Annotated in this window: 24 protein-coding genes; 8 read left to right on the top strand and 16 right to left on the bottom strand. The window is 68.9% G+C overall.

The annotated features are described in order from the left end of the window. Nucleotides 1–106: 106 nt before the first annotated feature. The 3 genes from ligA to smc are packed head-to-tail and all read right to left on the bottom strand — an operon-like array spanning nucleotide 107 to nucleotide 6,858. A complete protein-coding gene (gene ligA / locus AC1VNX_RS16665; RefSeq protein WP_483157685.1) occupies nucleotides 107–2,194 on the bottom strand; it encodes an NAD-dependent DNA ligase LigA in 2,088 nt (695 codons plus the stop codon). Nucleotides 2,195–2,220: 26 nt separating this feature from the next. After that, nucleotides 2,221–3,324 (bottom strand): cell division protein ZipA C-terminal FtsZ-binding domain-containing protein, encoded by a 1,104-nt coding sequence (locus AC1VNX_RS16660; protein WP_483157684.1) that lies wholly within the window; start codon nucleotides 3,322–3,324, stop codon nucleotides 2,221–2,223. A gap of 18 nt (nucleotides 3,325–3,342) precedes the next feature. Then, the gene (gene smc / locus AC1VNX_RS16655; protein ID WP_483157683.1) at nucleotides 3,343–6,858 is read right to left on the bottom strand and encodes a chromosome segregation protein SMC; all 3,516 of its coding nucleotides are present in this window, start codon (nucleotides 6,856–6,858) and stop codon (nucleotides 3,343–3,345) included. 171 nt (nucleotides 6,859–7,029) lie between these two features. Between smc and AC1VNX_RS16650 the strand changes: the two genes are divergently transcribed. From AC1VNX_RS16650 to AC1VNX_RS16640, 3 genes are all read left to right on the top strand, one after another. Beyond that, nucleotides 7,030–7,743 (top strand): hypothetical protein, encoded by a 714-nt coding sequence (locus AC1VNX_RS16650; protein ID WP_483157682.1) that lies wholly within the window; start codon nucleotides 7,030–7,032, stop codon nucleotides 7,741–7,743. A 133-nt stretch (nucleotides 7,744–7,876) separates the two neighbouring features. Next, nucleotides 7,877–8,569, top strand: coding sequence for a P-loop NTPase family protein (locus AC1VNX_RS16645; RefSeq protein ID WP_126020235.1), 693 nt, complete (start codon nucleotides 7,877–7,879; stop codon nucleotides 8,567–8,569). Nucleotides 8,570–8,669: 100 nt separating this feature from the next. Further along, nucleotides 8,670–9,380, top strand: coding sequence for a DUF4339 domain-containing protein (locus AC1VNX_RS16640; RefSeq protein ID WP_483157681.1), 711 nt, complete (start codon nucleotides 8,670–8,672; stop codon nucleotides 9,378–9,380). Nucleotides 9,381–9,407: 27 nt separating this feature from the next. On the opposite strand, the gene fabG is transcribed toward AC1VNX_RS16640, so the two are convergent. From fabG to AC1VNX_RS16590, 10 genes are all read right to left on the bottom strand, one after another. Next, complete coding sequence (gene fabG, locus AC1VNX_RS16635) at nucleotides 9,408–10,139, bottom strand: 3-oxoacyl-ACP reductase FabG (RefSeq protein ID WP_301511806.1); 732 nt, start codon at nucleotides 10,137–10,139, stop codon at nucleotides 9,408–9,410. A 25-nt stretch (nucleotides 10,140–10,164) separates the two neighbouring features. Next, nucleotides 10,165–10,626: a hotdog family protein gene (locus tag AC1VNX_RS16630; RefSeq protein ID WP_483157680.1), complete on the bottom strand. Its 462-nt coding sequence runs from the start codon at nucleotides 10,624–10,626 to the stop codon at nucleotides 10,165–10,167. Next, nucleotides 10,623–11,381: a class I SAM-dependent methyltransferase gene (locus tag AC1VNX_RS16625; protein WP_483161967.1), complete on the bottom strand. Its 759-nt coding sequence runs from the start codon at nucleotides 11,379–11,381 to the stop codon at nucleotides 10,623–10,625. The genes AC1VNX_RS16630 and AC1VNX_RS16625 overlap by 4 nt, the downstream gene beginning before the upstream one ends. A gap of 8 nt (nucleotides 11,382–11,389) precedes the next feature. Then, nucleotides 11,390–12,214 (bottom strand): polysaccharide deacetylase family protein, encoded by an 825-nt coding sequence (locus AC1VNX_RS16620; RefSeq protein WP_483157679.1) that lies wholly within the window; start codon nucleotides 12,212–12,214, stop codon nucleotides 11,390–11,392. Nucleotides 12,215–12,231: 17 nt separating this feature from the next. Then, a complete protein-coding gene (locus tag AC1VNX_RS16615) occupies nucleotides 12,232–14,649 on the bottom strand; it encodes an MMPL family transporter (protein WP_483161966.1) in 2,418 nt (805 codons plus the stop codon). Next, nucleotides 14,649–15,281, bottom strand: a complete 633-nt coding sequence (locus AC1VNX_RS16610) for a LolA-related protein (protein ID WP_483157678.1) — start codon at nucleotides 15,279–15,281, stop codon at nucleotides 14,649–14,651. Before AC1VNX_RS16610 ends, AC1VNX_RS16615 begins: the two co-directional genes overlap by 1 nt. Next, nucleotides 15,253–15,657 carry a hypothetical protein gene (locus AC1VNX_RS16605; protein WP_483157677.1) on the bottom strand — a complete coding sequence of 135 codons (405 nt, stop codon included), beginning with the start codon at nucleotides 15,655–15,657 and terminating at the stop codon, nucleotides 15,253–15,255. Before AC1VNX_RS16605 ends, AC1VNX_RS16610 begins: the two co-directional genes overlap by 29 nt. Nucleotides 15,658–16,263: 606 nt before the next feature. After that, on the bottom strand, nucleotides 16,264–17,976 hold the full coding sequence (locus AC1VNX_RS16600; RefSeq protein ID WP_483157676.1) for an AMP-binding protein: 1,713 nt from the start codon (nucleotides 17,974–17,976) through the stop codon (nucleotides 16,264–16,266). 16 nt (nucleotides 17,977–17,992) lie between these two features. Then, nucleotides 17,993–18,637 (bottom strand): COG4648 family protein, encoded by a 645-nt coding sequence (locus tag AC1VNX_RS16595; RefSeq protein WP_483157675.1) that lies wholly within the window; start codon nucleotides 18,635–18,637, stop codon nucleotides 17,993–17,995. Nucleotides 18,638–18,641: 4 nt separating this feature from the next. Beyond that, nucleotides 18,642–18,953: a phosphopantetheine-binding protein gene (locus AC1VNX_RS16590; protein WP_093194980.1), complete on the bottom strand. Its 312-nt coding sequence runs from the start codon at nucleotides 18,951–18,953 to the stop codon at nucleotides 18,642–18,644. A gap of 100 nt (nucleotides 18,954–19,053) precedes the next feature. On the opposite strand from AC1VNX_RS16590, the gene AC1VNX_RS16585 reads away from it, so the two are divergent. Further along, a complete protein-coding gene (locus tag AC1VNX_RS16585; protein WP_483157674.1) occupies nucleotides 19,054–20,571 on the top strand; it encodes a helicase HerA-like domain-containing protein in 1,518 nt (505 codons plus the stop codon). Nucleotides 20,572–20,595: 24 nt separating this feature from the next. Here the strand turns inward: AC1VNX_RS16585 and AC1VNX_RS16580 are convergent, their stop codons facing one another. The 3 genes from AC1VNX_RS16580 to AC1VNX_RS16570 form a co-directional block, all read right to left on the bottom strand. Further along, nucleotides 20,596–21,237 carry an NrsF family protein gene (locus AC1VNX_RS16580; protein WP_483157673.1) on the bottom strand — a complete coding sequence of 214 codons (642 nt, stop codon included), beginning with the start codon at nucleotides 21,235–21,237 and terminating at the stop codon, nucleotides 20,596–20,598. After that, a complete protein-coding gene (locus AC1VNX_RS16575) occupies nucleotides 21,234–21,824 on the bottom strand; it encodes a sigma-70 family RNA polymerase sigma factor (protein ID WP_483157672.1) in 591 nt (196 codons plus the stop codon). The genes AC1VNX_RS16580 and AC1VNX_RS16575 overlap by 4 nt, the downstream gene beginning before the upstream one ends. 70 nt (nucleotides 21,825–21,894) lie before the next feature. Continuing rightward, nucleotides 21,895–22,203 carry a hypothetical protein gene (locus AC1VNX_RS16570; RefSeq protein WP_483157671.1) on the bottom strand — a complete coding sequence of 103 codons (309 nt, stop codon included), beginning with the start codon at nucleotides 22,201–22,203 and terminating at the stop codon, nucleotides 21,895–21,897. A gap of 132 nt (nucleotides 22,204–22,335) precedes the next feature. Between AC1VNX_RS16570 and AC1VNX_RS16565 the strand changes: the two genes are divergently transcribed. From AC1VNX_RS16565 to AC1VNX_RS16550, 4 genes are all read left to right on the top strand, one after another. Beyond that, nucleotides 22,336–23,655, top strand: coding sequence for a GTP cyclohydrolase II (locus AC1VNX_RS16565; protein ID WP_483157670.1), 1,320 nt, complete (start codon nucleotides 22,336–22,338; stop codon nucleotides 23,653–23,655). After that, a complete protein-coding gene (locus tag AC1VNX_RS16560; RefSeq protein ID WP_483157669.1) occupies nucleotides 23,652–25,061 on the top strand; it encodes a URC4/urg3 family protein in 1,410 nt (469 codons plus the stop codon). The genes AC1VNX_RS16565 and AC1VNX_RS16560 overlap by 4 nt, the downstream gene beginning before the upstream one ends. A 42-nt stretch (nucleotides 25,062–25,103) precedes the next feature. Continuing rightward, a complete protein-coding gene (gene upp / locus AC1VNX_RS16555) occupies nucleotides 25,104–25,733 on the top strand; it encodes a uracil phosphoribosyltransferase (protein ID WP_013541661.1) in 630 nt (209 codons plus the stop codon). 80 nt (nucleotides 25,734–25,813) lie between these two features. Next, nucleotides 25,814–26,815 carry a BMP family protein gene (locus AC1VNX_RS16550; RefSeq protein WP_483157668.1) on the top strand — a complete coding sequence of 334 codons (1,002 nt, stop codon included), beginning with the start codon at nucleotides 25,814–25,816 and terminating at the stop codon, nucleotides 26,813–26,815. Nucleotides 26,816–26,818: the final 3 nt, after the last annotated feature.

The raw sequence follows: 26,818 nt of genomic DNA, 5'->3' as shown, positions 1-26,818 counted from the left end.
TTAGCTTTCAACGCCAGGTTGTAGACCCTGTTGACTGCGCTGCGATGAAGCAGCGTAACGGCCGGTAAAGAGGCCCGGCCACCGCCTCTGCCTGGCCTCGATCCGCTTAACCCGCCGGAACGCCGTTGGCGAGGATCTCCAGCATACGCGCCTCGTCGATGATCTCGACGCCGTTCTCGCGCGCCTTGTCGAGCTTGCTCCCGGCCTCTTCGCCGGCCACGAGGTAGTGGGTCTTCTTACTGACCGAGCCGGACACCTTCGCGCCGGCCGCCTCCAATTTATCCTTCGCTTCGTCGCGGCTCAGCGTAGGAAGGGTGCCGGTGATGACGAAGGTCAGCCCCGCCAACGGCTTCGGCGCCCTGGCTGCCGGCTCGCCCTCTTCCCAGGTCAGGCCGCAGGCGCGCAGCTGTTCGACCACCTCGCGGTTGTGCGGCTGGTCGAAGAAGGTGCGCAGGCTCTGCGCCACCACCGGGCCGACATCGTTCACTTCGAGCAGCTGTTCTTCGGTCGCGTCCATGATCGAATCCAGCCTGCCGAAGTGTTTGGCCAGGTCCTTTGCGGTGGACTCGCCCACATGCCGGATGCCCAGCCCGAACAGAAAACGCGGCAGCGTGGTCTTCTTCGAAGCTTCCAGCGCATCGACAAGGTTTTTCGCCGATTTCTCCGCCATGCGATCCAGCCCGGCCAGCGTGGTGAAGCCCAGCTTGTAGAGATCAGGCAAGGTACGGATCAGGTTCGAATCCACGAGCTGCTCGACCAGCTTGTCGCCCAGCCCGTCGACGTCCACGGCGCGCCGCGCCGCGAAGTGCAGGATGGCCTCCTTGCGCTGCGCCGCGCAGAACAGGCCACCGGTGCAGCGGTAGTCGACCTCGCCCTCCTCGCGCACGGCCTCCGAGCCGCACACGGGGCACTTGTGCGGCATCGTGAAGATCTCGCCGCGCTGCTCGTCGGGCTTGGCCAGGCTGTCCGGCGCCACGCCGACCACCTCTGGAATCACGTCGCCCGCGCGGCGCACGATCACCGTGTCGCCCACGCGCACGTCCTTGCGGCGCGCCTCGTCCTCGTTGTGCAGCGTCGCGTTGGTCACGGTCACGCCACCGACGAACACCGGCGCCAGCTTGGCCACCGGCGTGAGCTTGCCGGTGCGCCCGACCTGTATCTCGATGCCGACCACCTCGGTCAGCTGCTCCTGCGCCGGGTACTTGTGGGCCACGGCCCAGCGCGGCTCGCGCGAGACGAAGCCCAATTGCCGCTGCAGCTCGATGCTGTCGACCTTGTAGACCACGCCGTCGATGTCATAGGGCAAGGCATCGCGCTGACGCCCGATGTTCTCGTGGAATGCTATTAGTTCGATAGCGCCGGTAGCCCGCGCAGTCTGCGTGGCCACAGGAAAGCCCCATTCATGGAACTGCTGCAGCCAGTCGAACTGAGTCGGCCAGTCGGGCCCACCTTCCGCCACCGGCGTGACCTCGCCCAGCCCATAGGCGAAGAAGCTCAGCGGCCGCGCCGCGGCAATCGCCGGATCGAGCTGACGCACCGCCCCAGCCGCCGCGTTGCGCGGATTGACGAACACCTTCTCGTTCTTCTGCCCGTCCGCGATCTTCTGGCGCTGGCGCTCGTTGAGCGAGTCGAAGTCCGCGCGCTTCATATAGACCTCGCCGCGCACCTCGACCACGGGCGGCGCCTTGCCGTTGAGGCGCAGCGGGATCTCGCGCACCGTGCGGATGTTCTGCGTGACGTCCTCGCCCACCTCGCCGTCCCCACGCGTCGCGGCCTGCACCAGCACGCCGTTCTCGTAGCGCAGGTTCATGGCAAGGCCGTCGAACTTCAGCTCGCAGACGTAGCTCACCTGCGGGCCGTCCTCGGCCAGCCCCAGCTCGCGGCGCACGCGCGCATCGAAGGCGCTTGCGCCGCCGGGTGTGATGTCGGTCTCGGTGCGAATAGACAGCATCGGCACCTTGTGGCGCACCTTGACGAAGCCGTCGAGCACCTTGCCGCCCACGCGCTGCGTCGGCGAATCGGGCGTGCGCAGATCGGGAAATTCGGTCTCTATGGCCTGCAGGCGCTGGAAGAGCTTGTCGTACTCCGCGTCCGGCAGCTCGGGCGTGTCGAGCACGTAATACAGATGGGCGTGCCTGTGGAGCTGTTCGCTCAGTGCGGCGGCTTCGCGTGCCGCTTCGTCGCGCGTCGTCATGGGTGTCTCCCGAGGAGGAATCGGATTCAGCTGAAGAGCCGCCGCGCCAGCGGAGAACCCGCCGCAAGGTCGCGCCCGTCGAGCGTGTCGTAGAGCTGTTCGAGGTCGGCGCCGATCACGTCCATGGTCTCGTCGCGCAGCAGCTGGCCATCGCTGTCGGTGACCACGCCGTCCATCTCGCGCGCCAGCGTGGCGGCGGCTTCGCGCATGCGGCGGAAAGGCTCTTCGCCACGGTCGACCTGCGGCACGTCCAGGCTCAGGCTGAGTTCGCGGATGGCCGACTGGGCCGGATCGTCGGCCAGCGCGGCCTGGGTGTCGAAGGCCAGCCCGAGCACCGGCGGCAGGCCCGCCTCGCTGGTCGGCAGCACCATTCGTCCGGGGATGATGCCGGCCACGAAGCCCAGCCGCGCGGCGTTCTGCTGCACGTAGCCCGGGCTCCACGCCGCATGCAGTGCCCGCAGCACGAAGCCCAGCTGCGCGTCGTGCGCGCTGGCGAACTGGTCGAGCTCGCGGGCGCGCGCCACTTCGTCAAGCATCTCGGGAAACTCAGGCGCGCCGTTGACGGCATCGGCAAAGGCCTGGGCCTTGACCACGAACTCGGAGTATTCGATCTCGTTGAGTGCCCCGGTGCGGTTGGCCAGCTGCACGCCGACCTGGAAGGCGCTGTAGCGCTGGCCGGGCACGGGCGGCTCCCACTGGCCGGTGTGTTCGTTCAGGCCCTCGATGGCCACCGGCTTGCTGCCCGCGCGGCGCGTGGGCGGCATGGCTGCGATGGCTGCGTCTCCCGAGGCCAGGCCGTCGAGCGAGATCGGCGCGATCACGTCGATCAGCGGATCGAGCCCGCCGCGGCGCTCGGCCGTGGGCACGGGCACGCCGCTGGGCGCCGGAAGGTCGGGATCGAACAGCGGCTCATGCCGGTCGGAGCCCTGCACCTTGTTCGGATCGGCGTGCAGCACCGGCTCCACGCCGTCATCACCTGCGGCCAGGGCACGCTCGGCTTCGTCGAGCGCGACGTCGACCGCGTCGGGTTGGCGGGGCGCATTGCGGCGCGACATCATGGCCTCGTAGCCGACGACGGCCGCGAGAACGAGGCCGCCGAAGATTGCCAGGGCGAGTGTGAGATTGCTCATGGATCGTTGCCGCCCGGCTTATGCGGCTTCGACCATCGAGACCGCCGACTCCATGTCGACCGCCACGATGCGCGACACGCCCTGCTCCTGCATCGTCACGCCGATCAGCTGTTCGGCCATTTCCATGGCGATCTTGTTGTGGCTGATGAAGAGGAACTGGGTTTCGCGGCTCATGGCGGAGACGAGTTTGGCATAGCGCTCGGTGTTGGCGTCGTCCAGCGGCGCGTCAACTTCGTCGAGCAGGCAGAAAGGCGCCGGGTTCAGCTGGAAGATGGCGAACACCAGCGCAATGGCCGTGAGCGCCTTCTCGCCGCCCGAGAGCAGGTGGATGGTCTGGTTCTTCTTGCCCGGGGGCTGCGCCATCACCTGCACGCCGGAATCGAGGATCTCGTCGCCGGTCATCATGAGCTTGGCGTTGCCGCCGCCGAAGAGCTCGGGGAACATGCGGCTGAAATGCTCGTTGACGATCTTGAAGGTGCCGCCGAGGAGGTCGCGCGTTTCGGCGTCGATCTTGCGGATGGCGTCTTCCAGCGTGCCGATGGCTTCGTTCAGGTCGGCCGATTGGGCGTCGAGGAAGATCTTGCGCTCGCTGGCAATGGCCAGTTCGTCCAGCGCCGCCAGGTTCACCGCGCCGAGCGCGACCACTTCGCGGTTGAGCCGGTCGATTTCGCTCTGCAGTCCGGTGAGCTTCACCTTGTCGGCCTCGATGGACTGCTCGACGGCTTCGAGATCGGCACCGGCGTCGTCCAGCAGCTGCTGGTATTGCTCGACGCCCAGGCGCGCGGCCTGTTCCTTCAGCTGGAATTCGGTGATGCGCTGGCGCAGCGGATCGAGCTCGCGTTCGAGCTGCAGGCGCCGCTCGTCGCTGGCGCGCAGCTTGAGCGTGAGGTCGTCGTACTGGCTGCGTGCAGAACCCAGCGCGGCTTCGCGTTCGAGCTTGAGCGACAGCGCGTCCTGCAGGCCGGCCTGCGCGGCGGCGTCGGACAGGCGGCCCAATTCGGCGCGGGCGCGTTCGTCCTCGTCGGTCAGCGCCACGGTCTGCTGCGCGGCGGTTTCGATGGAGCGGTTGAGCTCCGCGCGACGGGCTTCGAGCGTGCGCTGCGAGAAGGTGGCTTCCTGCGCCTGGCGTTCGAGGCTGCGGTGCTGCTCGCGGCTCGCGGCCAGCGCGCGGCCGGCCTCGATCACGCGCTCGTCGAGCTCGGCGTGGCGCTCCTGGGCATCGGCCAGCTGCATGTCGAGTTCCTCGAAGCGGCCTTCGGCGGCGATGCGCCTTTCCTGCAGTTCTTCGAGCTGCGCATCGACTTCGCCAATGTCGGCGGCCAGTTGCTGGCTGCGGGCACGGGTCTGCTCGGCGAGCTGCGTCATGCGCAGGGTCTCGACCTGCAGCTCGTGCGCGCGCGATTGCGTTTCGGCGGCTTCGCGCCGTGCGGTCACAAGGCGCGAAGCGGCATCGGCGTACGCGGCTTCGGCGCGGACCAGCGCGGTACGCGCTTCTTCAGTGATGAGCGTCTGGGCGCGCAACTGGCGCTCCAGGTTTTCCATTTCCTGCTGGCGGGCCAGCAGGCCGGCCTGTTCGGAATCGGGCGCGTAGAAATTGACGCTGTGCGCAGACACGGCGTGGCCGCTCTGCACGTAGATGACCTCGCCCGGCTGCAGCGAGCCGCGCTGGGCCAGCGCTTCCTCGAAGCTCGCGGCGGTGTAGCAGCCATGCAGCCAGTCGTTCAGCAGCGCCTGCTGGCCGGCGTCGTTCAGGCGCAGCAGGCTCGACAGGCGCGGCAGCGAGGCCGAGCTCTCGGGCGCACCGGCGGCCGGCGGGCTGTAGAAGGCCAGCTTGGCGGGCGGCGCGTCGTTGCCGAAGGCGCGCACCATCTCCAGGCGGCTGACCTCGAGCGCGCCCAGGCGCTCGCGCAACGCGGCTTCGAGCGCGTTTTCCCAGCCCTGCTCGATGTGGATGCGGCTCCACAGGCCCTGCAGGCCATCGAGGCCATGCTTGGCAAGCCAGGGGGCCAGCTTGCCGTCGGTCTTGACCTTTTCCTGCAGCGCGCGCAGCGCTTCGAGACGGGCCGAGAACTCGGCGTGGCGTGCGCCCTCGGTGTTCACGGCCAGCTGCTTGGCGCGGCGGTCGTCGTCGAGTTGGGGCACGGCTTCCTGCAGCTCCTGCAGGCGCGCGTCGGCTTCGCTCGCGGCCTCCTGCGCCATGGCGTGCTGCTCCTGCATGTCGAGCAGGCGGGCTTCGTCGGGCGCGGCCAGCGCGTTCTGGTCGGTGCGCAGGCGTTCGCTGCGCTGCATGAGCTGGCGGCTTTGCTCCTCGATGTTGCGCTGGTCTGCGGCCAGCACCTGGATCTGCTGCTGCACCTGCGACACGGTCGTGCGCTGGGCGTTGGCCTCTTCCTGGGCGCGCTGCACAGCCTCTTCGAGATCGGGCATGCGCGCGTCGTGTTCCTCGAGCTGGGCGGCCAGCATGATGGCCTGCTCTTCCGCATCGACGCCCGCGCCGGCCAGGGTCTCGATCTCGGCCTCGGCTTCTTCGCGGCGGCGCCCCCATTGGCCCATCTGCTCGCGCAATTGGATGAGGCGCTGCTCGACGCGCTGGCGGCCCTCGACCACGAAGCGGATCTCGCCTTCGAGCCGGCCGACTTCGGCGCTGGCCTCGTAGAGCTTGCCCTGTGCCTGGTTGACCTGGTCGCCGGCGCCGTAGTGGGCCTGGCGCACCGTTTCGAGCTCTGCCTCGATGTGGCGCAGGTCGGCCGTGCGCGATTCGAGGTCGTTGATGGCGCGCTCCGAATCGGCCTTGATCTTGGCCTGGTCGGCATTGCTCTCGCTGCGCTTCAGGAACCACAGCTGGTGTTGCTTCTTCGTGGCATCGCCCTGCAGCGCGTTGTAGCGCGCGGCCACCTCTGCCTGCTTCTCGAGCTTCTCGAGATTGGCGTTGAGTTCGCGAAGAATGTCTTCGACCCGCGTGAGGTTCTCGCGGGTGTCGCCCAGGCGGTTCTCGGTTTCGCGGCGGCGCTCCTTGTACTTGGAGACACCAGCGGCCTCCTCGAGGAAGAGGCGCAGTTCCTCGGGCTTGGATTCGATGATCCGGCTGATCGTGCCCTGGCCGATGATGGCGTAGGCGCGGGGGCCGAGGCCGGTGCCGAGGAACACGTCCTGCACGTCGCGGCGGCGCACCGGCTGGTTGTTGATGTAGTAGCTGCTGGTGCCGTCGCGGGTGAGCACGCGGCGCACCGCGATTTCGCCGAACTGGTTCCACTGGCCGCCGGCGCGGTGGTCGGCGTTGTCGAACACCAGTTCCACGCTCGAACGGCTGGCCTGCTTGCGGGTGGTCGTGCCGTTGAAGATCACGTCCTGCATCGACTCGCCGCGAAGCTCCGAGGCGCGCGATTCGCCGAGCACCCAGCGCACCGCATCCATGATGTTCGACTTGCCGCAACCGTTGGGCCCGACAACGCCCACCAGTTGGCCCGGCAGCATGAAGTTGGTGGGTTCGGCGAACGACTTGAAGCCCGATAGCTTGATGGAATTAAGACGCACGACTTGTCGGCCTGCCTTGGCTGTAGAGCCAAGGTATTGATTTGTAAGGAAAATTGCACGGGCCCGCAGCTTGCAGCAGGCCGCCGCCCCAGCCGTGGATGATAACGTCAGGGCATGCACGATTCCCCGGTTTCACCCCTCGCCGCACGATGGGCCTGCCGCTTGGCGGGCATGGCGGTCCCGCTGGCTGTTCTGCTCGGAATCACGGGCTGCTCGTCGATGCGCGACACCGAGCGCGCCGAACCCTACAACAACCAGGAATGGCTGCAGTCCGGCGCCAACCGCATCGCCAACCTCTCGCTGCGCGACAACCTGCAGTCGGTGCGCCGCGTGCAGAGCACGCTCTACAAGCGCAACCCGCGCGAATGGCGCAAGTCGGCGGCCAGCATGGACGAAGCCACCCAGCGCGCCTGGGACGCCGTGCTCAAGGGCCCGCCGCTGCCCGAGCTCAAGGGCGCCAGCGGCATCGACGCCATCCGCATGGCCTTCGACACCACCCCGCAGGGCTACCAGGGCGATCGCGTGGCGGCGCTGGTCTACGGCTGGGCCACCATGCTCAAGCAGGCCAACGGCGACACCTGGGACCAGACCATGCTCGACGGCGTCAACGCCGAGAACAGCTTCCGGGCCGCGCGCAACTTCGAAATCTCGCTGTGGCTCATCTCCTCCAAGACCGGCCCCGACGGCCAGCCCCTCCTGCTGGCCACCGAGATCAGCGACCGCGGCCGCAACCTCGTGGCCGACCGCGAGCTGTCGAAGGTGGTGGCGCGCCTCGACCTGCTGGCCGCGCAGGCCGACGAGAAATACCGCCGGGCAGCGCTCGACTTCGGCCAGAACTGGGTGATGGGCGTGGTCATGCCGCTCTTCACGCTGGTGCCCAAGTGAACCCGGCGGGCGCGGCTCTTGCTGCATGCAGTTACCCGATCGAAGGAGGCGGCGAATCGAAGCGGAAAACCGCCCCCTAGAATGATCCGGCCCTCCCCTCCCTTCCTCAACCCATTCGAAGCAGCAGCAACTCATGAGCTCCATCAACTTCATCGGCGGCGAAAAAGGCGGTGTAGGCAAGTCGGTCACCGCGCGGGTGCTGGCCCAGTACTTCATCGACCACAGCCGGCCCTTCACCGGCTTCGACACCGACCGCTCCCACAGTTCGTTCACCCGCTTTTACGAAGGCTTCGCCTCGCCGGTGGTGGTCGACAGCTTCGAAGGCCTCGACACGGTGGTCAACGGCTTCGAGACGAACCCGCAGCAGAGCGTGATCGTCGACCTCGCGGCGCAGACGCTGGCGCCGCTGGCGCGCTGGATCAAGGAATCGGACCTCTTCGACGTGTTCGCCGAGATCGGCGTCACCGTCAACTTCTGGCACGTGCTGGACGACGGCAAGGACTCGACCGACCTGCTCGGCACGCTGATCGACACCTTCGGCAACCGGCCCAACTACATCGTGGTGCAGAACTACGGACGCGGCAGCGACTTCGGCATGCTGCTGGGCTCGCAGTCGCTCTCGAAGGCGACTGCGAACGGCGCCCGCGTGATCGCCCTGCCCCGCCTGCATGACGCGAGCATGCGCAAGATCGACGCGCAGAACACCAGCTTCTGGAAGGCCGTGAACGACCGCGACGGGCCGCATGCGCTGGGGCTGCTGGAGCGCCAGCGGGTGAAGTCGTGGCTGGCCACCGCTTACGCCGCCTTCGATACGCTGCCTCTTTGAGTGAACGTGCCTGATCCGGGCGGCCGGGAGACCGCCCGAGGCACACTCGACCCCGACGCCCCCCAGAACACCAGAAACACCAGATCGAGGGAGATTCATCTTGGACATCCACGTCAACCGCAACGGCCAGGCCTTCGGCCCCTATGAAGAGAGCGAAGCCAGGTCGCTGTACGCCCGGGGAAACATCGCCCCGACAGACATGGTCTGGCGCGAAGGCATGGCCGAATGGCAGACGGCCCTGCAACTGTTCGGCGAGCGCACGGCGCAGTCCACGCCGCCTCCCGTTGCACCCCCGCCCCTTTTCCCGCCCCACCAGGTGCCCCCGGTGCCGGGCTATGCCGCGCCGCCGTCCTCCTACGGGCAACAGTCGCCGGTATCGCAGGAAAGCCTGCCACCGAAGCTGCACTGGGCGCTGGTCCTGCTGTTCACGGTACTGACCTTCGGCATCTTCGCCATCGTCTGGCCGTTCTTCCACTCCACGTGGGTGCGCCGCAACATCGATCCCCGATCCAATGCGACCCTGTACCTGGCCGGCAATGTCGCCCTGGCGGTCATCGGGAATGTGATGGATGCCTCGGGCTCCGAAGGCATCCAGGGGGTCGGGGGGCTGCTTCAGATCCTGGCGTTCGTGCTCTTCTATTGCGGGTACTACTCGATGCGGCGCTCGATGCTCGACCACTACAACAGCGTCGAATCGATCGGGCTGAGGCTGTCCGGCGCCATGACCTTCTTCTTCAGCATCCTCTACCTGCAGTACCACATGACGCGGATCGCCAGGTGGAAGCAGACCGGGCACATCGACCCGCAATAGCCGGCACCACGCTCCGGACGCAGCCGCTCAGATCATCCCGCCGTTGATCGAGATCACCTGCCCCGTGATGTAGCCGGCCTCCTCGCTCGCGAGGAACGAAGCCAGCGCAGCCACTTCCTGCGGCGTCCCGGCCCGCTTCACCGGCACCATCTGGTTGATGACCGCGGGGTCGAACACCGCATCCGCCATCGGCGACGAGATGATCCCCGGCGCGATGGCGTTCACGGTAACCCCGCGCGAGGCCACTTCGAGGGACAGCGCCTTGGTTGCGCTGTTCAGCGCGCCCTTGGCCGCGGCGTAGTTGACCTGCCCCCGGTTGCCTGCAATCGCGGCCACCGACGAGATGTTCAGGATGCGCCCCCAGCGCGTGCGCATCATCGGCAGCAGCAAGGGCTGCGTGACGCGGAAGAAGCCGTTGAGCGACACGTCGATCACCTTGTGCCACTGGTCGGCGCGCATGCCGGGCAGCACGGCGTCGTCGTGCACGCCCGCGTTGTTGACGAGGATCTGTACCGGCCCGCCTTCGAGGATGCGCGCGCATGCCGCCGCGGCCGCCTCGTCGCTGCACAGGTCGAAGACGTGGCATTCGGCCTTGCCGCCCGCGGCCGTGATCGATGCCGCCAGTTGCTCGACCGCCTCGGGCCGCGAATTGGCATGCAGCAGCACAGTGGCGCCGTCGCGCGCGAGGCGCTCGGCCATGGCGGCGCCGAGCGCGCCGCTCGCGCCCGTGATCAGTGCGCGTTTTCCTTCGAGACTCATGGCGACGCCGTGCTTTCTTGTTTATTCATGCCGCCGCGACGAGCGGCGTGTTCAGAACCACCACGGCGCGGCCTTCGGCCAGCATGCGGCCGTCCTCGGCCTTCACCGTGAATTCATAGAGGATCTGCCGGTCGTCGCCCGACAGGCGCCGGGCTCCGATCTGCAGGGCGCCGGCCACGTCGTCCAGCCGCGCCACCGCCAGCTTCACGTTGCGCGCGCTCGCGAGAAAGCCGGCCGAGGGCGCGCTGCCCTCCTCGGCCAGCAGCCCGCCGTGCAGAGCCATGGCCTGCGCGGCGTATTCGATGGCGTTCGGCGCCAGCAGGCCGCTTTCGGTGCGCAGCGGGTTGTGGTCCTGCGCGTGGGTCGTGGTGCTGCAGCGGATGGAGTCGGCGTCCCAGCCTTCGAGCCGCTCCAGCAGGCACATGCTGCCGCTGTGCGGAATGCGCAGGGCGATGCCCGCGCGGTCCAGCGTCTGCGGCGCGGTCAAGCGGCCGGCTCCAGGTCGGCCACCAGCAGCACGTTGGCGAAGGGCGTGCCTTCGCTCATCGGAATGCTGCGCACGCGGAAACCCAGGCGATCCAGCAGCGCCGTCCACTCGGCCAGTGTCCGGCCCCAGGTCGGCGAAACCTTGTGCCCACGGATGCGCGTGACCGTGCGGTCCACCCACTGGCTGATGGCGAAGCCGCGGCGGCTCGACGCATCGCCCACGCGCAGCAGCAGCCGGGCGTGCGGGTTGCCGCCACGGCGCAGCGCGTCGCGCACGCGCAGCAGCACGCCCTCCTGCGCCTCGAGGTTCACGTAGTGCAGCACGTCGAGAATCACGACGAGATCGCAGTCGGGCAGGTCGGCCTTGCACATGTCGGCGCAGACCAGCCGAGGCGCCGGCTCCAGGTGGCCGATGGAGGCCTCGGCCCGCGCCACGTCCTTGGGCATGAGCTCGATGCCGGTGTAGTCGGCGCCGTGCGGCGTGGCGAGCCACGACGAAGGCCAGCGCCCCTGCTTCTGCATCGCGCTCATCGAGGCCAGCAGGCTCGCGAACAGGCCCTGGCCGCAGCCGATGTCGACCACGCGGTGATGCTGCGCGCCGAAGAGCCCGCGCTCGAGCAGCCCGCGGAACACCGGATCGCGCCCCAGCTTGCCGCGCGCGAAGTGCCAGGCGAAGCTGCCGCCCTTCTTGTAGGGAATGGTGGCGGCCTCGTGCAGCTCGCGCCAGGCGGCCTCGGTCGACAGTGAAGGCAACATCGCGGCGTTCACGACTTCATCCCTTCCGGCAGGGTCACGGAGCGCAGTCCGCCGGCGCGCAGGCGTTCGAGCAACAAGGGCAATACCTCCAGCAAAACAGGTTGTCCGGCAGCGGTGCGCGCGGCGTTGCCGTCATGCAGCAACAGGATGTCGCGCGCCTGCAGGTTGTGGCTCAGGCGCGCCATCACCTTGGCGGCGTCGCCCTCGCGGGTGTCGAAGCCGCGCCGCGTCCAGCTCACGAGCGAGAGGCCGAGGCGGTGCAGCACAGGTTCGAGAAAGGGGTTGCGCAGGCCGGCCGGCGCGCGGAAGCAGGTCGGGCGCTGGCCGGTGACCTCGGTGAGGATGTCCTGCGCCCGCGCGATCTCGGCGGCGAAACCGCGCGGGCCGAGAAACGAAAAATTGTGCCGGTGTCGCGCCGTGTGGTTCTGGATGCTGTGACCGCGCGCGACGATCTCGCGCGCCAGCGCGGGCTGCGCCAGCACGCGCTCGGCGATGCAGAAGAAGGTGGCGCGCTGGCCGTGCCCGTCGAGCAGGTCGAGCACGCGCGGCGTGACTTCGGGCTCCGGGCCGTCGTCGATGGTGATGGCGACTTCGCGCCTCGCCCCGGCCGCCTCGGGCAGCCGCGTCACGTTCGGGCCCAGCAGGCTGCTCCGCGGCGTGAGGCCGGCACCGGTGATCAGCGCGTGGTTCAGCACGATCGCGCCGACCGCCCACGGCAAGGCGCCCGGCACCAGCACGCCCGCGCCGATGGCGGCGACATGCCAGGCGGCGCTGGCGCGGATGGCCGGCGGCCAGGGCCAGGACTCGTCGGTGGACGCGGAAGCGGAGGACATGGACCCGGATTTTCCCCTCATGCGCCGCGCGAAGCCTTCGAAGGCCCCACTCGTCGTGCGAAAGCCGCCGACAGCAGCAGCGCCAGCAACGCCCCCGGCGCGACCACCCGGCCGATGGACGACAGCGCCGGAATGTCCGAAATCGCGATCAGCCCGAAGGACACCACGGTCGTCAGGTTGGCCAGCATCAGCGAGGCCAGCGTGTCCTCGTCGGCCCGCCCTGTGGTGCGCAGCTGGTCGAAGAAGAGCGCGTAGTTCGACCCCACCGCCACGATCAGCAGCAGCCCCACGAGGTGCAGGATGCCCAGCGCCGCCTGCAGCACGGCCATGCCGCCCAGCGTGAGCACCACCGCGAACACCAGCGGCTGGCACACGGCCAGCAGCCGGCGCCACGAGCGCAGGTAGATGCCGAGCAGCACCACCACCGCCAGCGCGCCGAGCAGCACCTGCACGAAGGCCTCGTGCAGGTAGCGCTGGTACAGGCTCGCAAGCTCGCGCCCCACGTCGACCACCTGCACTTCAGGCAGGCCCGACAGCGCCGCTTCGAGCCGGGCCTGGTCGAACTTCGCGCCGGGGTGCAGCACCAGCAGCGTGCCCCAGCCGCCGCCGGGGCGCTGGTACATCAGCGTGTTCAGGATCGGGCCCAGCGGCCCTTCGGCCAGCTCAGCGCGCTGCACCGGCGGCAGCTTGCGCGCAGCCTCGATGTCGGCCAGGAAGGGCTCGAGCCGCGAGGCCGGCAGCGGCAGGCCCCTGGTGGCCTCGGTCAGGTTGGCGCGCAGGGTTGCGGCATCGGGCAGGCCCGCGATGCGCGCGGTCTGCACTTCCAGGCTGGGCAGCACGCGCGTGACGGTCTCGTAGCCGACCAGCTCGCCGCTGTCGACCAGCGCGTCCAGCTTCGCGGCGGCAGCCTCGGTGTGGCGCAGCGCGGCCTGTTCGTCGTCGCCGAAGGCAACCACCAGCACGCCGCCATCGCTGGCGCCGATGTCGTTGCGCAGCATCTCGTCGAGCTGCTGCGAGGCCTTGGGCACCGGGCTCATGGCGCCGAGGTCGGCGCGCCACAGGTGGCCGCCCTGCCACAGCACCAGCGCCAGCGCGGCCACGCCCAGCGCGGCCAGCGGCCAGCGCAGGCGCGGCAGGCCGCGCACCAGCGCGCCGGCCAGCTGCGCCATGTAGCGGCGCATGCCCATGCCGGTGGCGCCATCGGGCGCCAGCACCGGCAGCACGTAGCGCGTGGCCAGCGCGGCCGCGACCAGGCCGGCAATGGAGAACACGCCCAGCTGCGCCAGCCCCGGAAAGCCCGAGAACACCAGCGCCGCGAAGCCGCACACCGAGGTCAGCAGCCCCAGCCGCACGGTGGGCCAGTTCAGGTCGCGCCAGCGCTGCCAGCCGGTGCCGGCCACGGCGCCCGCGCCGACCTGGCGCGCCTGGATCAGGTAGTAGATGGCGTAGTCGACCGTCTCCCCGATCAGCGTGCTGCCGAAGCCCAGCGTGAGGCCGTGCACCGAGCCGAACACCAGGCTCACGCTCGCGGTGCCGATCACCACGCCGGTGGCCACCGGCAGGAAGGCGATCACCAGCGCGCGCGGCGAGGCGAAGGCCAGCAACAGCAGCCCGCCCATGACGATGCCGCCCACCACGGCGAGATGGATCGCCTCGGTCTTGATCTTGTCGCGGCTCATCACCGAGAACACCGGCGGGCCGCTCAGCAGCAGCTTGGGAGCCTCGGCGCCCATGCTGCGCGTCGCGGCCTCGTAGGCGGCATGCACGCGGGCGATGGCCACGGCCTGCGCGTCGAGGTCGCTGCCGGCGGCGCGCGTGGTGGCGATCATCAGCGCGCGCGGCGCGGTGCGCGACATCCACACGCCGTCCTCGCTGCGCGGCGAGCTGGCGGGCACCAGTTCCATGGCGATGCGCTGCGTCTCGCCGGTCGGGTCGCGGTCGAGGAAAGGCTTGATCACATTGCCGGCGGGCGTGCCCAGCATCGACAGGGTTTCGTTGATCGCGTCGCGCAGACCTTCGACGGTGAAATGCCCCGGGTTCACGCCCGGCGAGAGCTGGTAGCGGTGCTGGAACACCCAGGTGCCGCTGTCGCTCCAGTCGCTCACGTCGCCGTTCTGCACCAGCTCGAAGAGCTTGCTCTCGCGCATTTCCCTGGCCACCGCGCGCGACACCGTGGCCCGCTGCGCCGCGCTGCCGCCTTCGATGCCCAGCATCAGCGTGCGCGAGGCGACGCCGCTTTGCAGCTGCTCGATCAGCACGCGCTGGCGCAGGTCGGGGCTCTTGGGCAGGAAGGCCGAGAGGTCCGCGCCGATCTGCGTGCGCGCGATGACCACCACGCCGCACAGCAGCACCAGCAGCCATGCCAGCAGCACGACCGCCCTGCGCCCCCAGCCCGGCGGGCCGCCGCCCGCCTGCTGTTGCTGCCCCGGCTGCATCACGGCGTGGCGCGTCCGGCAGCGCCGGTCGGCACGGCCGCGGCGGCGCCCGGCGTGATGTTCATGACGGAGCGGTCGCCGCCGACGAACTCCATCTCCAGCCCCAGCACGTCGCTGGCGCGTCCGCTGATGCGGATGCTGCGCACCTGCGCGGCGAGGCGGCTGTCCAGCGGCGCGAGGTCGAGCGTCCACCTGGCGGTGGAGCCCGACACGGTGCTGCGGAAATAACGCTGCAGCGTGGCGCCGTCGCCCGTCAGCGTGCCGCGCATGGCTTCGACCAGGCCCAGCAGCTCGGGCATGCTGTCGAGCGCCAGCGTGCGGTTGCGACCGCCGCGCGAGAGCGTGAGCGTGTTGCCCTCGACCGCCATGGTCTCGGCGCGCGGCGACAGCGTACGGCGCACCAGCTTGTCGGGCGCGTCGAAGCTCAGCGTGCCGCTGGCGTCCAGCGGACCTTCGAGGCCGTGCACGAAGCGCTGTTCGGTGAAGCGGGCCTCCCCGCTCTTCTGCTTGGCCAGCAGCGTCATCAGCTCGGGCAGGTCGAACGCCGCCCAGGCCGGTACGGCGCAGAAGGCCAGTGCGAGCACGAATGCCCTGCAAAGCCGGTCAAGCCGCATCTTCGAGCCAGAAATCATGGAAATTGAACCAGTTGTAGGGGTACGCACGGCACATCGCCTCCAGGCGCGCCACGTAGGCTTCGACAGCCGCGCGGATGCGCTGCTCGCGCTCCGCGGGGCTGGATGCCCGCTCGCCGAAGTCGGCCAGCGGATCGAACCGGACATCGTAGCGCGCGCCACCGCCGTACAGACCCGCCATGAAGAACACCTTGCGGCGCAGCAGCGCGGCCAGGCGGAAGGGGCCGTCGTTGAAGACGGCGGGCTGCCCGAGGAAGGGCAGCACGATGTTGTTGCCGCGCTGGTGCGCGGGCTGGTCCTCGCCGCCCGGCAGCGTGCGGTCGGCCAGCATGCCGCCCAGGCCACCGCCGTCGAGCCAGTCGCGCAGCTCCAGCATCGAGTGCGGCCGGCCCAGCGCGATGACATGGGCGCAACTCCGGCACCGCGATGGCGTTGAGGATGCCCGTGATGCGCTGCGCGTTGTCCGGATACATCAGCATCGCGAGGCGCATGTGGCGCTGGTGCGTCTGCTGCTTGCAGGCGCCCAGGGCCTCGAAGCTGCCGACGTGGGCACCGAGCAGGAAGGCGCCCCGCCCATTCGCCAGCTCGACGTCGAGCGGCTCGTTGCCTTCGATCTTCACCTTGAACAGGTCCATGCGCCCGCGCAGGAAATACACCCGGTCGAGCACCGTCGACGCGAAGGCGTGCAACAGGCGGAAACCGTCGACCCAGCCAGCCTTCGGCCCGATGGCCCGGAAGAGGTAGCGCTTGATGTGCCGGCGCTGCGCAGGCGCGAACAGCAAGAAGTACAGGGCGATCGGCGGCAGCAGCAGCCGCGTGATGTGGCGGCCGAACACCAGCGCCATCATCACGATGAAGCGCAGGGCGAGCATGTTGCTGCGCTCGGGCGCGTGCGCCCAGTCGCCGCTCTCGCCCTTGGGTTCCGTCTGGCCGTTGCGGGAAGCCTCGTCCACGGCGCGCCTCTCGACGTCGGTGTGCTTCATCAGCCCGACTCTTGCACGGCCGTCCAGCGGCCGGTGACAGCCACCACGCCGTCGCAGCGAACGTCGAATCGCACGCCGCGGGAGGCGCCGGCCTCCGGATTCAGCTCGATGGAGAGCACGGCACCCGGCCGCACGGGCGCGAGGAACTTGGCGGCCGCCAGCGTGGGCTGCTCGCCCAGCCGCGCCACCAGCGCCGGCACGCGGCGGATGGCTTCCATCACCTCGGCCAGCACCAGCGCCCCCGGCAGCAGCGGCTGGCCCGGGAAATGGCCGGCGAACACAGGGTGATCGGCCGGCACCGCATGGGCCATCTGCACCGGCGTGTCGTCTTCGGCCAGTTGCGCCAGCGCGAACTCGCGCAGCGCCCGCACGGTGAGCTTGCCCGTGCCCTCGCGCGGGAAGGACTTCACCTGCACCACGCGGCGCGGCACGAACACCGCCTCCAGCCGCTGGCGCAGCGCGGCGATGATCTCGCCCGCCGACAGAGTGGGCGCGACCACGAAGGCCACCGGCCGCACCACGCCGTCCGCCACCTCGTCGGGCAGCCAGAAGGCGCCGTCGTCCACGCCGGGAATGCTGTTGAGGTGGAAGTTCAGGTGCGCCAGCGAACTGCGCCGGCCCGCCACGTGGATCAGGTCGTTGGCGCGGCCGAAGAGGCGGAAGCGGCGCTCGTCCAGCAGCTCGAGCACGTCGGCCATGGGCGTGGGCCCGGGCATGAAGTCGCCGCTGAAGATGAAGCGCTCGGGGCCGCCGTCGGCCGAGGGCTCGGCGTGCACGCGGATCTCGCCGAAGGTTTCCCAGATCTCGTTGTCGGTGGTGCGGCGCGTGGCGACCTGGCCCGACTCGGTGCTGCCGTAGATCTCGAGCAGCACGCCGCCCATCGCCTGCTCGGCCTGCTGGGCAAGCTGCGGCGACAGCGGCGCGGTGGCCGACAGGATCAGGTCGACCGGCGGCAGCTCGATGCCCGAGAGCAGCAGCGTCTTGAGGTGGAACGGCGTGGTCACCAGCGCGCGCGGCCGCGGCACCGAGGCCAGCGTCTTCGCGACATCCGCCGGAAAGAACGGCCGGCCGCTCTCGAAGGCCGCGCCGCCCAGCATGGCCAGCAGCGCCGACGACTCCAGCCCGTAGCTGTGCTGCACCGGCACGGTCGCAACCAGGGTCAGGCCCTCGAGCGTCGGGCGCTCCAGCACCCGGCACAGGCGCTTGACGGCCACGGCCACGTCGCCCACCAGCGTCTGCCAGGTCTTGGCGTGCGGCTGCGGAACGCCGGTGGAACCGGAGGTCAGGAGGCTGGCCGCGTGCATGGCGGCGTCGATGACCGGCACGGTTGCGCCAGCATCACCCGCCGGACCGGCAAGGCCTTCGACCAGCACGCGCTGCATGCCCGGCGTCTGCAGCTTCGGGTCGTCGGTGAGTGCGAAAAGCGGCGAACCGCTGGATTCGAGCAGGCGCGCGAGTGTGTCGGGCCGCGCATCGGGCGGCAGCATGCTCGCGTGGCCGCGCACCAGCGCCGCGCCGAGGCTCACCGCGAAGGCATAGCGGTCACCGCAGAGATTGACGGCGGCGCCCTCGGCCGGAAGCGTGGGCGCGAAGCGGGCCACGTCGGCCAGAAACTGGCGCGTGCTCACGGGCACGCCGGCACGCCATGCGAGGGGGGCGTCGGGGTCGCGGTTCGCGAGCAGTGGCAGGAGGCGGATGTCGTCAGTCGTCACGCGGGCGGGGCCTGTGTCATTGGCCGCCGGGGCTGGTGTCAACCGTCGACGTGCCGTAGAACGCGCGCACCGCGTCCACGAGGCGCGTACGTTCGAATTCGGGATGCAGCCGGTAGCGCACCAGGTGCTCGCCCACGAAGAGTAGCGTCACCATCACCGGCGACAGCACATTGGCGAACAGCGACCAGTCGGAGAACGGCCGCGTCAGGTAGATGATGACCGAGGCCACCACCATCACCGCGAAGAAGCCGGTCCAGATGCGTGTGAGCTGCGTGGTGTAGGACAGCATGTGGCCGCGCAGCGGATGCACGCGCTGCGCGAACTGCGTGATCAACGGCAGGCCCTTGCCGCGCAGCGTGGAACCGAACCAGCCGCACAGCGCGCCATTGATGGCCACGTGCTGCATCACGTAAAGCCGGTTGGGATCGCCCGCCTCACCCAGGAAGACGAGCGAGAAGCCGCCGATACCGGCCGCCGCCGCGATGGCGACGCCCCAACGCCCGAACCAGCTGCCGGCCAGGCCCATGGCGGCGATCCAGAGCGGCCCCAGCAGCACGACCACCGCCCACGGCTGGTTCGCGTGGAACAGCGTCATCCAGTGGGAGAGGCCGGCATATGCGACCCCCACCACCAGCAGGAGCGCTATTCGCCATCGGGACATGGGATCAGGTGGCTACGCGATGCTGCGCAACGTGAGCCGCGAGCGTACGCAGCGACTGGAAGATCTGCTGGTTGCGTTCGTCGTCGGAACGCAGCTGGAAGCCATAGCGGCGCGAGACTTCGAGCGCGACTTCGAGGATGTCGATCGAGTCGAGGCCAAGACCTTCGCCGTACAGCGGTTCGGTCGGCACGATGTCCTCGGGAGCGACCTCGAGGTTCAGCGCGTTCACGAGCAGCACGGCCAGCTCTTTTTCGATCGGCGACTGTTCGGAGGCGTCGCCGTTGGCGGGAATGGGGGGCTGGGCAGTCGATGACAAAAAAACCTCCTAAAACTTTTTCCTGAACCACCGTGCGGGCCGTGGATTATAGGAGTGCTGGTTGATTAGACTGCCCGCTTCCCATACGACGGAGCGCCCCATGGCCGACCCTCTTCTGATCGCACGGCACGACACCATCGAGTGCAGCCTCCTCCCCGGCCTGGCCAACCGCCACGGCCTCATCACCGGCGCCACCGGCACTGGCAAGACCGTCACGCTGCAGACCATCGCGCAGAAGCTCTCTTCGATCGGCGTGCCGGTGTTCATGGCCGACGTCAAGGGCGACCTGACCGGCATCAGCCAGAAGGGCAGCATCGGCGACAAGCTGGCCGCCACGCTGAAGGAGCGCGGCATCGACCTGCCCGAGCCCTCGGCCTGCCCCGTCACGCTGTGGGACGTGTTCGGCGAACAGGGCCACCCGGTGCGCGCCACCGTCTCCGACATGGGCCCGCTGCTGCTGGGCCGCATGCTCGACGTGAACGAAACCCAGGCCGGCGTGCTGAACCTGGTGTTCAAGATCGCCGACGACAACGGACTGCTGCTGCTCGACCTGAAGGACCTGCGCGCCATGCTGCAGTACGTGGGCGAGAACTCTAGCCAGTTCACCACCCAGTACGGCAACATCAGCGCCGCCAGCGTGGGCGCGATCCAGCGCGGGCTGCTGCAGATCGAGACCCAGGGCGGCGACAAGTTCTTCGGCGAGCCGATGCTCAACATCGCCGACTTCATGCAGACCGTGGGCGGCAAGGGCGTGGTCAACGTCCTCGCGGCCGACAAGCTCATGAACTCGCCGCGCCTGTACGCCACCTTCCTGCTGTGGATGCTTTCGGAGCTGTTCGAGCAGCTGCCCGAAGTCGGCGACCCCGAGCAGCCCAAGCTGGCCTTCTTCTTCGACGAGGCCCACCTGCTGTTCAACGAGGCGCCCAAGGCGCTGGTGGAACGCATCGAGCTCGTGGTGCGGCTGGTGCGCTCCAAGGGCGTGGGCGTGTATTTCGTCACCCAGAACCCGCTGGACATTCCCGACACCGTGCTGGCCCAGCTCGGCAACCGCGTGCAGCACGCGCTGCGCGCTTTCACCCCGCGCGACCAGAAGGCCGTGAAGGCGGCCGCCAGCACCATGCGCCAGAAGCCGGGCCTCGACATCGAGACAGCCATCACCGAACTCGCGGTCGGCGAGGCGCTGGTGAGCTTGCTCGACGAAAAGGGCCGCCCCAGCGTGACCGAGCGCGTGTTCGTGCTGCCGCCGGCCAGCCAGCTCGGCCCCATCACGCCCGAGCAGCGCAAGGCGCTTGTCGCCGGCTCGCTGGTCGCGGGTGTCTACGAGAAGTCGGTGGACCGCGAATCGGCCTACGAAAAACTCAAAGGCCGCGCCGAAAGCGCACCCGACGCTCCTGCCGCCGCGGTGCCCGGTGCCAAGGGCACGGCCGAATCCTCGGGTTCGGGCATGGGCGGCATGCTCAACGACATGCTCTTCGGCACCACCGGCCCGCGCGGAGCCAAGCACGACGGGCTGGTGCAGACCATGGCCAAGTCGGCGGTGCGCACCATGGGCACCTCGGTGGGCAAGGAGATCCTGCGCGGCGTGCTGGGCGGGATCTTCGGCAGCAAGAAGCGCTAAGAAGCCAGAAACAGGCCCGCCTGCCTACCAGCGCAGCAGGCGCGGCCCCAGCAGCGCCCCCACCAGCACGGGCACCGCGATCCCGCTCACGTACCAGACGGCGAGGAACGGCGCGGCCAGCTCCATGCAGTGCAGCGCATAGACCGAGGCCCCCACGCCACCTGCCAGCGCGCCGGCTGCCGCACCCGCCAGCGCGGGCCGCGTGGGCGCCATGCCCTTGAGCACCACCAGCGCTGCGGCGAACACCGGCAGCGCCATCAGCCCGATGCTTCCCGCGCAGATGCGCCAGGACTGGCCCATCAGCGCGGGCAAGCGCTCGTCGGCGGGCATGGTGAACCAGGCGATCACCGCCAGCATCCACACCCCGATCACAGGCAGCACCGCGCCCATCAAGGTATGACGGGGCTTGACGCCCGGCCGCGCGAGCCGTTCGGCGGCCACGAAGCCGGCCGCCGCAATGCACAGCGGAAACAGCACCTTGACCCAGAACATCGGCCAGAACATGGCCTGCACGATGTCGTGCCGCACGCCGTAGCCGGCGAACAGGATCGCGAACGAGAACGGCAGCCCCAGCAGCAGCGCCAGCCAGATGCGCGAGCTGGCGCGCCGGCGCGAGACTGCCACCTCGCCGTTGGCCAGCATGGAGACGAGGTCGTCGGTCTTCATGCCGCAGCTCCCCAGCCGTTGCCGAAACGGGCGGCCAGCGCTTTCAGCCCCCGGTGGATGCCGACTTTCACGGCCGACTCGGACATGCCCGTCAGGCTCGCGGTCTCGGCCACCGAGCGGCCCTCGATCTTGACGTGCACGATAGGCAGGCGCTGGCGCTCGGGCAGGGTCTCGAGCAGGCCACCCAGGTCGCGCCTGGCGTCGCTGGCCTCTTCGGCGGATTCGGCGAACACAGCCAGGTCGTCGTCCAGCGGGTCATGCAAATCTTCGCGGACCGACTTGGCGCGCAGCAGGTCGATCATCTTGTAGCGCGCGATGGCGTGCACCCAGGCCGTCAGCGGCTGGTCGCTCTGGTAGGTGTGGCGCTGGTTGTGCATGGCGAGCAGGCATTCCTGGACGAGATCTTCCACTTCATCGGGCCAGCCAAAGAGGCGCTTGCCCAGAAAGGCGCGCAGGTGCGCGCTGAGCTGCTGCAGGAAGTCGCGGTAGGCCTTCGCGTCGCCGTCGAGGCCGCGAAGGAACAGGCCGCGCAGCGCCGCTTCCACGTCGCCGGGGTTCTTCCTGCTGCCTACGGTGTTTCGTTCCATCGGGCTGGCTGGTTACAGCCTTGTCGAAAAAGTTCCGGCGGATTGTGCCGGGGCCGGCGGCTGCGGGGTCTCAGAGCTGCTTCAGGCACTGCTGGATGATCGGGCCGCTACGGCTCCTGATCTTCTCCACGTCCTGCAGGTCGGCCAGCGGGGTGTCCTTCATGACGCCGTCGGCAGCGCAGGTGCAAAGCTTCTTGCGGTCTTCCTCCGACCTGCTCCCGCGCTCCCCCGCGCTCTTGACGCAGCTGCTGATGAAGCTTTCCCTGAAGCTGGTCCTGAAGGCGGCGTCGAAGCCTTCGGAGAAACCCTCCTTGGCCTTGTCGCAGGCAGACAGGCTCAGGAGGCCCAGGGCGAGAAACACACAGGGAAGCGCACGCATAGTTCTTTCCTCCATCAGGTCCGGTCCATCCGTCCTCGCACATTGTTCCCCATCCGCGCGCCTGCTCGTGCGTGGCCCGTTGCTTGCAAGCCGCACGAGTGATCGGTACATTGCATTTTTTGAGGGCTACCAATGTCTGCTGACAGCACAACGATCCCTTCCGCTCCCGGCGGCGTCACCGGCGCCACGCCCCTCCCCCCACTCCACCCCTCGACGTCGACCGGCCACATCCGGCTGACCTCGCACGCCGGCGGCTTCGGCGCATTGCCCATTCACTGGGGCGCTGCCACGGCGGCCGAGCGCGGGCCGGTGGTCGGCACCACCACCAAGCGGGCGCACCGCAACGTGATCGGCACCCACAGCGGTTCCTACAGCGTCTACCGCGCGCTCGCGGTGGCGGCCGGGGCGCTCAAGCGCGAGCACAAGGCTGACCTGACCAACACCGCGCCCACCGACGCGATCGGCCCGTATCCGCAGTGGGGCGAACCGGGGCGCATCGTGTCGCTCGATCCGTGGGGCGCTCAGGTGGCGGACGTGTTCGCCACCGAGCTGGCGGCGGGCTACGACATCCGCCCCACCATCGCGATCACCAAGGCGCACGTGATCCTGCCCGAGGTGATCGAGGCGCTGCAGAAGGGCCGGCTCAAGGCCGACGGCAAGTTCCTCACCGCGGGCGGCGCCGCGATGGTGACCAAGGCCGCCATCGAGCCCGTGTGGTACCTGCCCGAGGTGGCGCGCCGCTTCGGCTGCTCCGAGACCGACCTGCGCCGCACGCTCTTCGAGGAAACCGGCGGCATGTACCCCGAGCTGGTCACGCGCTCCGACCTCGAAGTGTTCCTGCCGCCCATCGGCGGGCAGACGCTCTACATCTTCGGCAACCCGCGCGACCTGGCGAACCCCGAAGTGGAACTCACCGCGCGCATCCACGACGAGTGCAACGGCTCGGACGTGTTCGGCTCCGACATCTGCACCTGCCGGCCCTACCTGACGCACGCCATCGAGGAGTGCATCCAGGGCGCGCAGCGCGGCGGCGTCGGCCTCATCGCCTATTCGCGCAAGGAAGGCCGCGCGCTCGGCGAGGTGACCAAGTTCCTGGTCTACAACGCGCGCAAGCGCCAGGTGGGCGGCGACACGGCCGACCAGTATTTCGCGCGCACCGAGTGCGTGGCCGGCGTGCAGGACATGCGCTTCCAGGAGCTGATGCCCGACGTCTTCCACTGGCTCGGCATCAAAAAGATCCATCGGCTGGTGTCGATGAGCAACCTGAAGTTCGACGCCATCACCGGCTCGGGCATCGAGATCGGCGAACGCGTGAACATTCCCGATGAACTGATTCCTGCCGATGCCCGCGTCGAGATGGACGCCAAGATGGCGGCGGGCTATTTCACGCCCGGCCCGGTGCCGGACGCCGACGAACTGAAGAAGGCCAAGGGCCGGGGACTGAGCGAATGAGCAAGAACAGCAGCAACGACGACCCGAACCTGCCGGTCGACGGCTCCGGCAGCCTGCCGCCCGGCGGCGCGGGCGACGTGGACCCGTCCATCGAATTCACCGCCGACACCGCCCATCCGGCTGGCGCGGCCACGCTGCTGCGCACCACCGCCGCCATCCGCCAGCGCGCAAACGCCCTGCTTGCACGCGCGCGGCGCGGCGAATCGCAGTGGTTCCGCATCGGCGGCGACGACGCGCTCGAAGACGCTGCGCGCACCGTGGCCGAGGTCACGCGCGAGCGCTATCCGTGGGACACCATCCCGTACCACAGCCGCTGGCGCCATTTCGAGGCAGGCGGCGTCGACCGGCTCGAACAACTCGACGCCCTGCTCGGCAGCGCCGACGCTCGGCAGCGCGCCCGCGCCCACATCGACCTCGTGCTGGTGAGCGTGCTGCTCGACGCCGGTGCCGGAGCCGGCTGGCACTACACCGAATCGGCCACCGGCCAGCGTTTCACGCGCTCCGAGGGGCTGGGCGTGGCGAGCTTCCATGCATTCACGAGCGGGCTTTTCTCGTCCAACCCCGACCATCCCTGCCAGGTCGACGCGGCCGGGCTGCGCGGCCTGGTCACCGACCGGCTCGGCGACGCCTTCCAGGTGAACGAAGTCAATCCGCTGGTCGGCCTTGCCGGCCGAGCCACGCTGCTGCGGCGGCTCGGCGAGGCCATGAGCGAGCAGCCCGAGACCTTCGGCGACGACGGCCGGCCCGGCGGTCTGTTCGACGCGCTCGTCGGCCCCTATGGCCCCGCCGCGCCGCCTACCGCCGAGATCACCGCACACCAGATCCTTTCGCTTCTGCTGGAGACACTCTCGCGCATCTGGCCGGCGGCCAATTCGGTCGACAGCATCGCGGCCGACGGCAGCGACAACGCCGGCGGCATCGGCTCGGGCGACCCGGCGCTGGCGCTGGGCGACTGCTGGCGCCACAGCGCGGTGCGCGGCCCCGGCCTCACCAACGGCTGGATGCCCTTCCACAAGCTCTCGCAGTGGCTCACGTATTCGCTGCTGGAACCCTTCGAGTGGGCCGGCGTGAAGGTGCGCCATCTCGACGCGCTCACCGCCCTGCCCGAGTACCGCAACGGCGGCCTGCTGATCGACAGCGGCGTGATCGTGCCCAAGGACCCGGCCTTCCTCACACGCCGCTGGAAGGTGGGCGACGAATTCATCGTCGAATGGCGCGCGCTCACCGTGGCGCTGCTCGACGAGGTGGCGCCGCGCGTGCGCAAGGTGCTCGACCGCACCGAGGAGGAGCTTCCGCTGGCCTGCGTGCTCGAAGGCGGCACCTGGGCCGCGGGCCGCGCGCTGGCACAGCGCTTGCGAGACGGTGCTCCGCCTCTGCTGATCGAGAGCGACGGCACCGTCTTTTAGACTCTCGGGTTCTCTTTCAGCAACGCCACACACAATTCAAAAATGAGCAACGTCCATCTCGTCGACCATCCCCTCGTCCAGCACAAGCTCACGCTGATGCGCCGCAAGGACGCGTCCACCAACAGCTTCCGTCGGCTCCTCAACGAAATCAGCATGCTGATGGCATATGAGGTCACGCGCGACATGCCGATGCAGGACATCGAGGTCGAAACCCCGCTCGAGACCATGCAGGCCAAGGTCATCGACGGCAAGAAGCTGGTGCTGGTATCCATTCTTCGCGCCGGCACCGGCATCCTGGACGGCATGCTCACCGTGGTGCCCGGCGCCCGCGTCGGCCACATCGGCCTGTACCGCGACCCGAAGACGCTGACGGCCGTCGAGTACTACTTCAAGATGCCCGGCGAGATGGAGAACCGCGACGTGATCGTGGTCGACCCGATGCTGGCCACCGGCAACTCGGCCGTGGCGGCCGTCGAACGGCTGAAGGAACTCAATCCGAAGTCGATCAAGTTCGTCTGCCTGCTGACCTGCCCCGAGGGCGTGGCGACGATGCAGAAGGCTCACCCGGATGTGCCGATCTACACCGCCGCGATCGACCGCGAGTTGAACAGCCACGGCTACATCCTGCCGGGTCTGGGCGACGCAGGCGACCGTATCTTCGGCACCAAGTAACGCCCCGGCGTCCGATTGAAGGGCGCCGCGCTGCCCCCCGGCAGCGACAAGAAGATTTCCATACCTCGAGGAGAAGCACCGTGACAGCACGCCGCCAGTTGATCATCCGTTCCGTCGCCATTGCCGCAGCACTTGCGGCCGGCGCACCCGGCCTCGCGCTCGCGCAGGCCAAGCTGAAGGTGGCGGCGGTGTACACCGTTCCCTTCGAGCAGCAATGGGTGGGCCGCATCCACAAGGCGCTGAAGGCGGCCGAGGCGCGCGGCGAAATCGAATACAAGGCCACCGAGAACGTCAGCAACGCCGACTACGAGCGCGTGATGCGCGAGTACGCCACCGGCGGCAACCAGCTGATCCTGGGCGAGGTGTTCGGCGTGGAGGCGGCGGCGCGCAAGGTCGCGAAGGACTTCCCCAAGGTCGCCTTCCTGATGGGCTCCTCGCTCAAGCCCCAGGCGCCCAACTTCAGCGTGTTCGACAACTACATCCAGGAGCCCGCATACCTCAGCGGCATGGTGGCCGGCGGCATGACGAAGAGCAACCGCATCGGCATGGTCGGCGGCTTCCCGATTCCGGAGGTCAACCGCCTGATGAACGCCTTCATGGCCGGCGCGAAGGAAACGAACCCGAAAGTGGAGTTCAGCGTGAGCTTCATCAACAGCTGGTTCGACCCGCCGAAGGCCAAGGAAGCAGCCTTCGCGATGATCGACAAGGGCGCCGACGTGATGTACGCCGAGCGCTTCGGCGTCTCCGACGCGGCCAAGGAAAAAGGCAAGCTAGCCATCGGCAACGTGATCGACACGCAGAGCCAGTACCCCGACACGGTGGTCGCCTCGGCCCTGTGGAATTTCGAGCCGGCGGCCGACCGCGCGATCAAGCTCGTGAAGGAAGGCAAGTTCGCGGCCGAAGACTACGGCGTGTACGCGCAGATGAAGCACAAGGGCTCCGAACTCGCGCCGCTGGGCACCTTCGAGAAGAAGGTCCCGGCCGACATCGTCGCCAAGGTGAAGGCCAAGCAGGCCGACATTCTCTCGGGCAAGTTCACTGTGAAGGTCGACGACTCGCAGCCCAAGTCGACGGCAAAGTGAGGA

This window comes from Variovorax sp. TLI9-5A (assembly GCF_056867935.1).
This window is presented reverse-complemented; position numbering and strand designations above follow the sequence as displayed.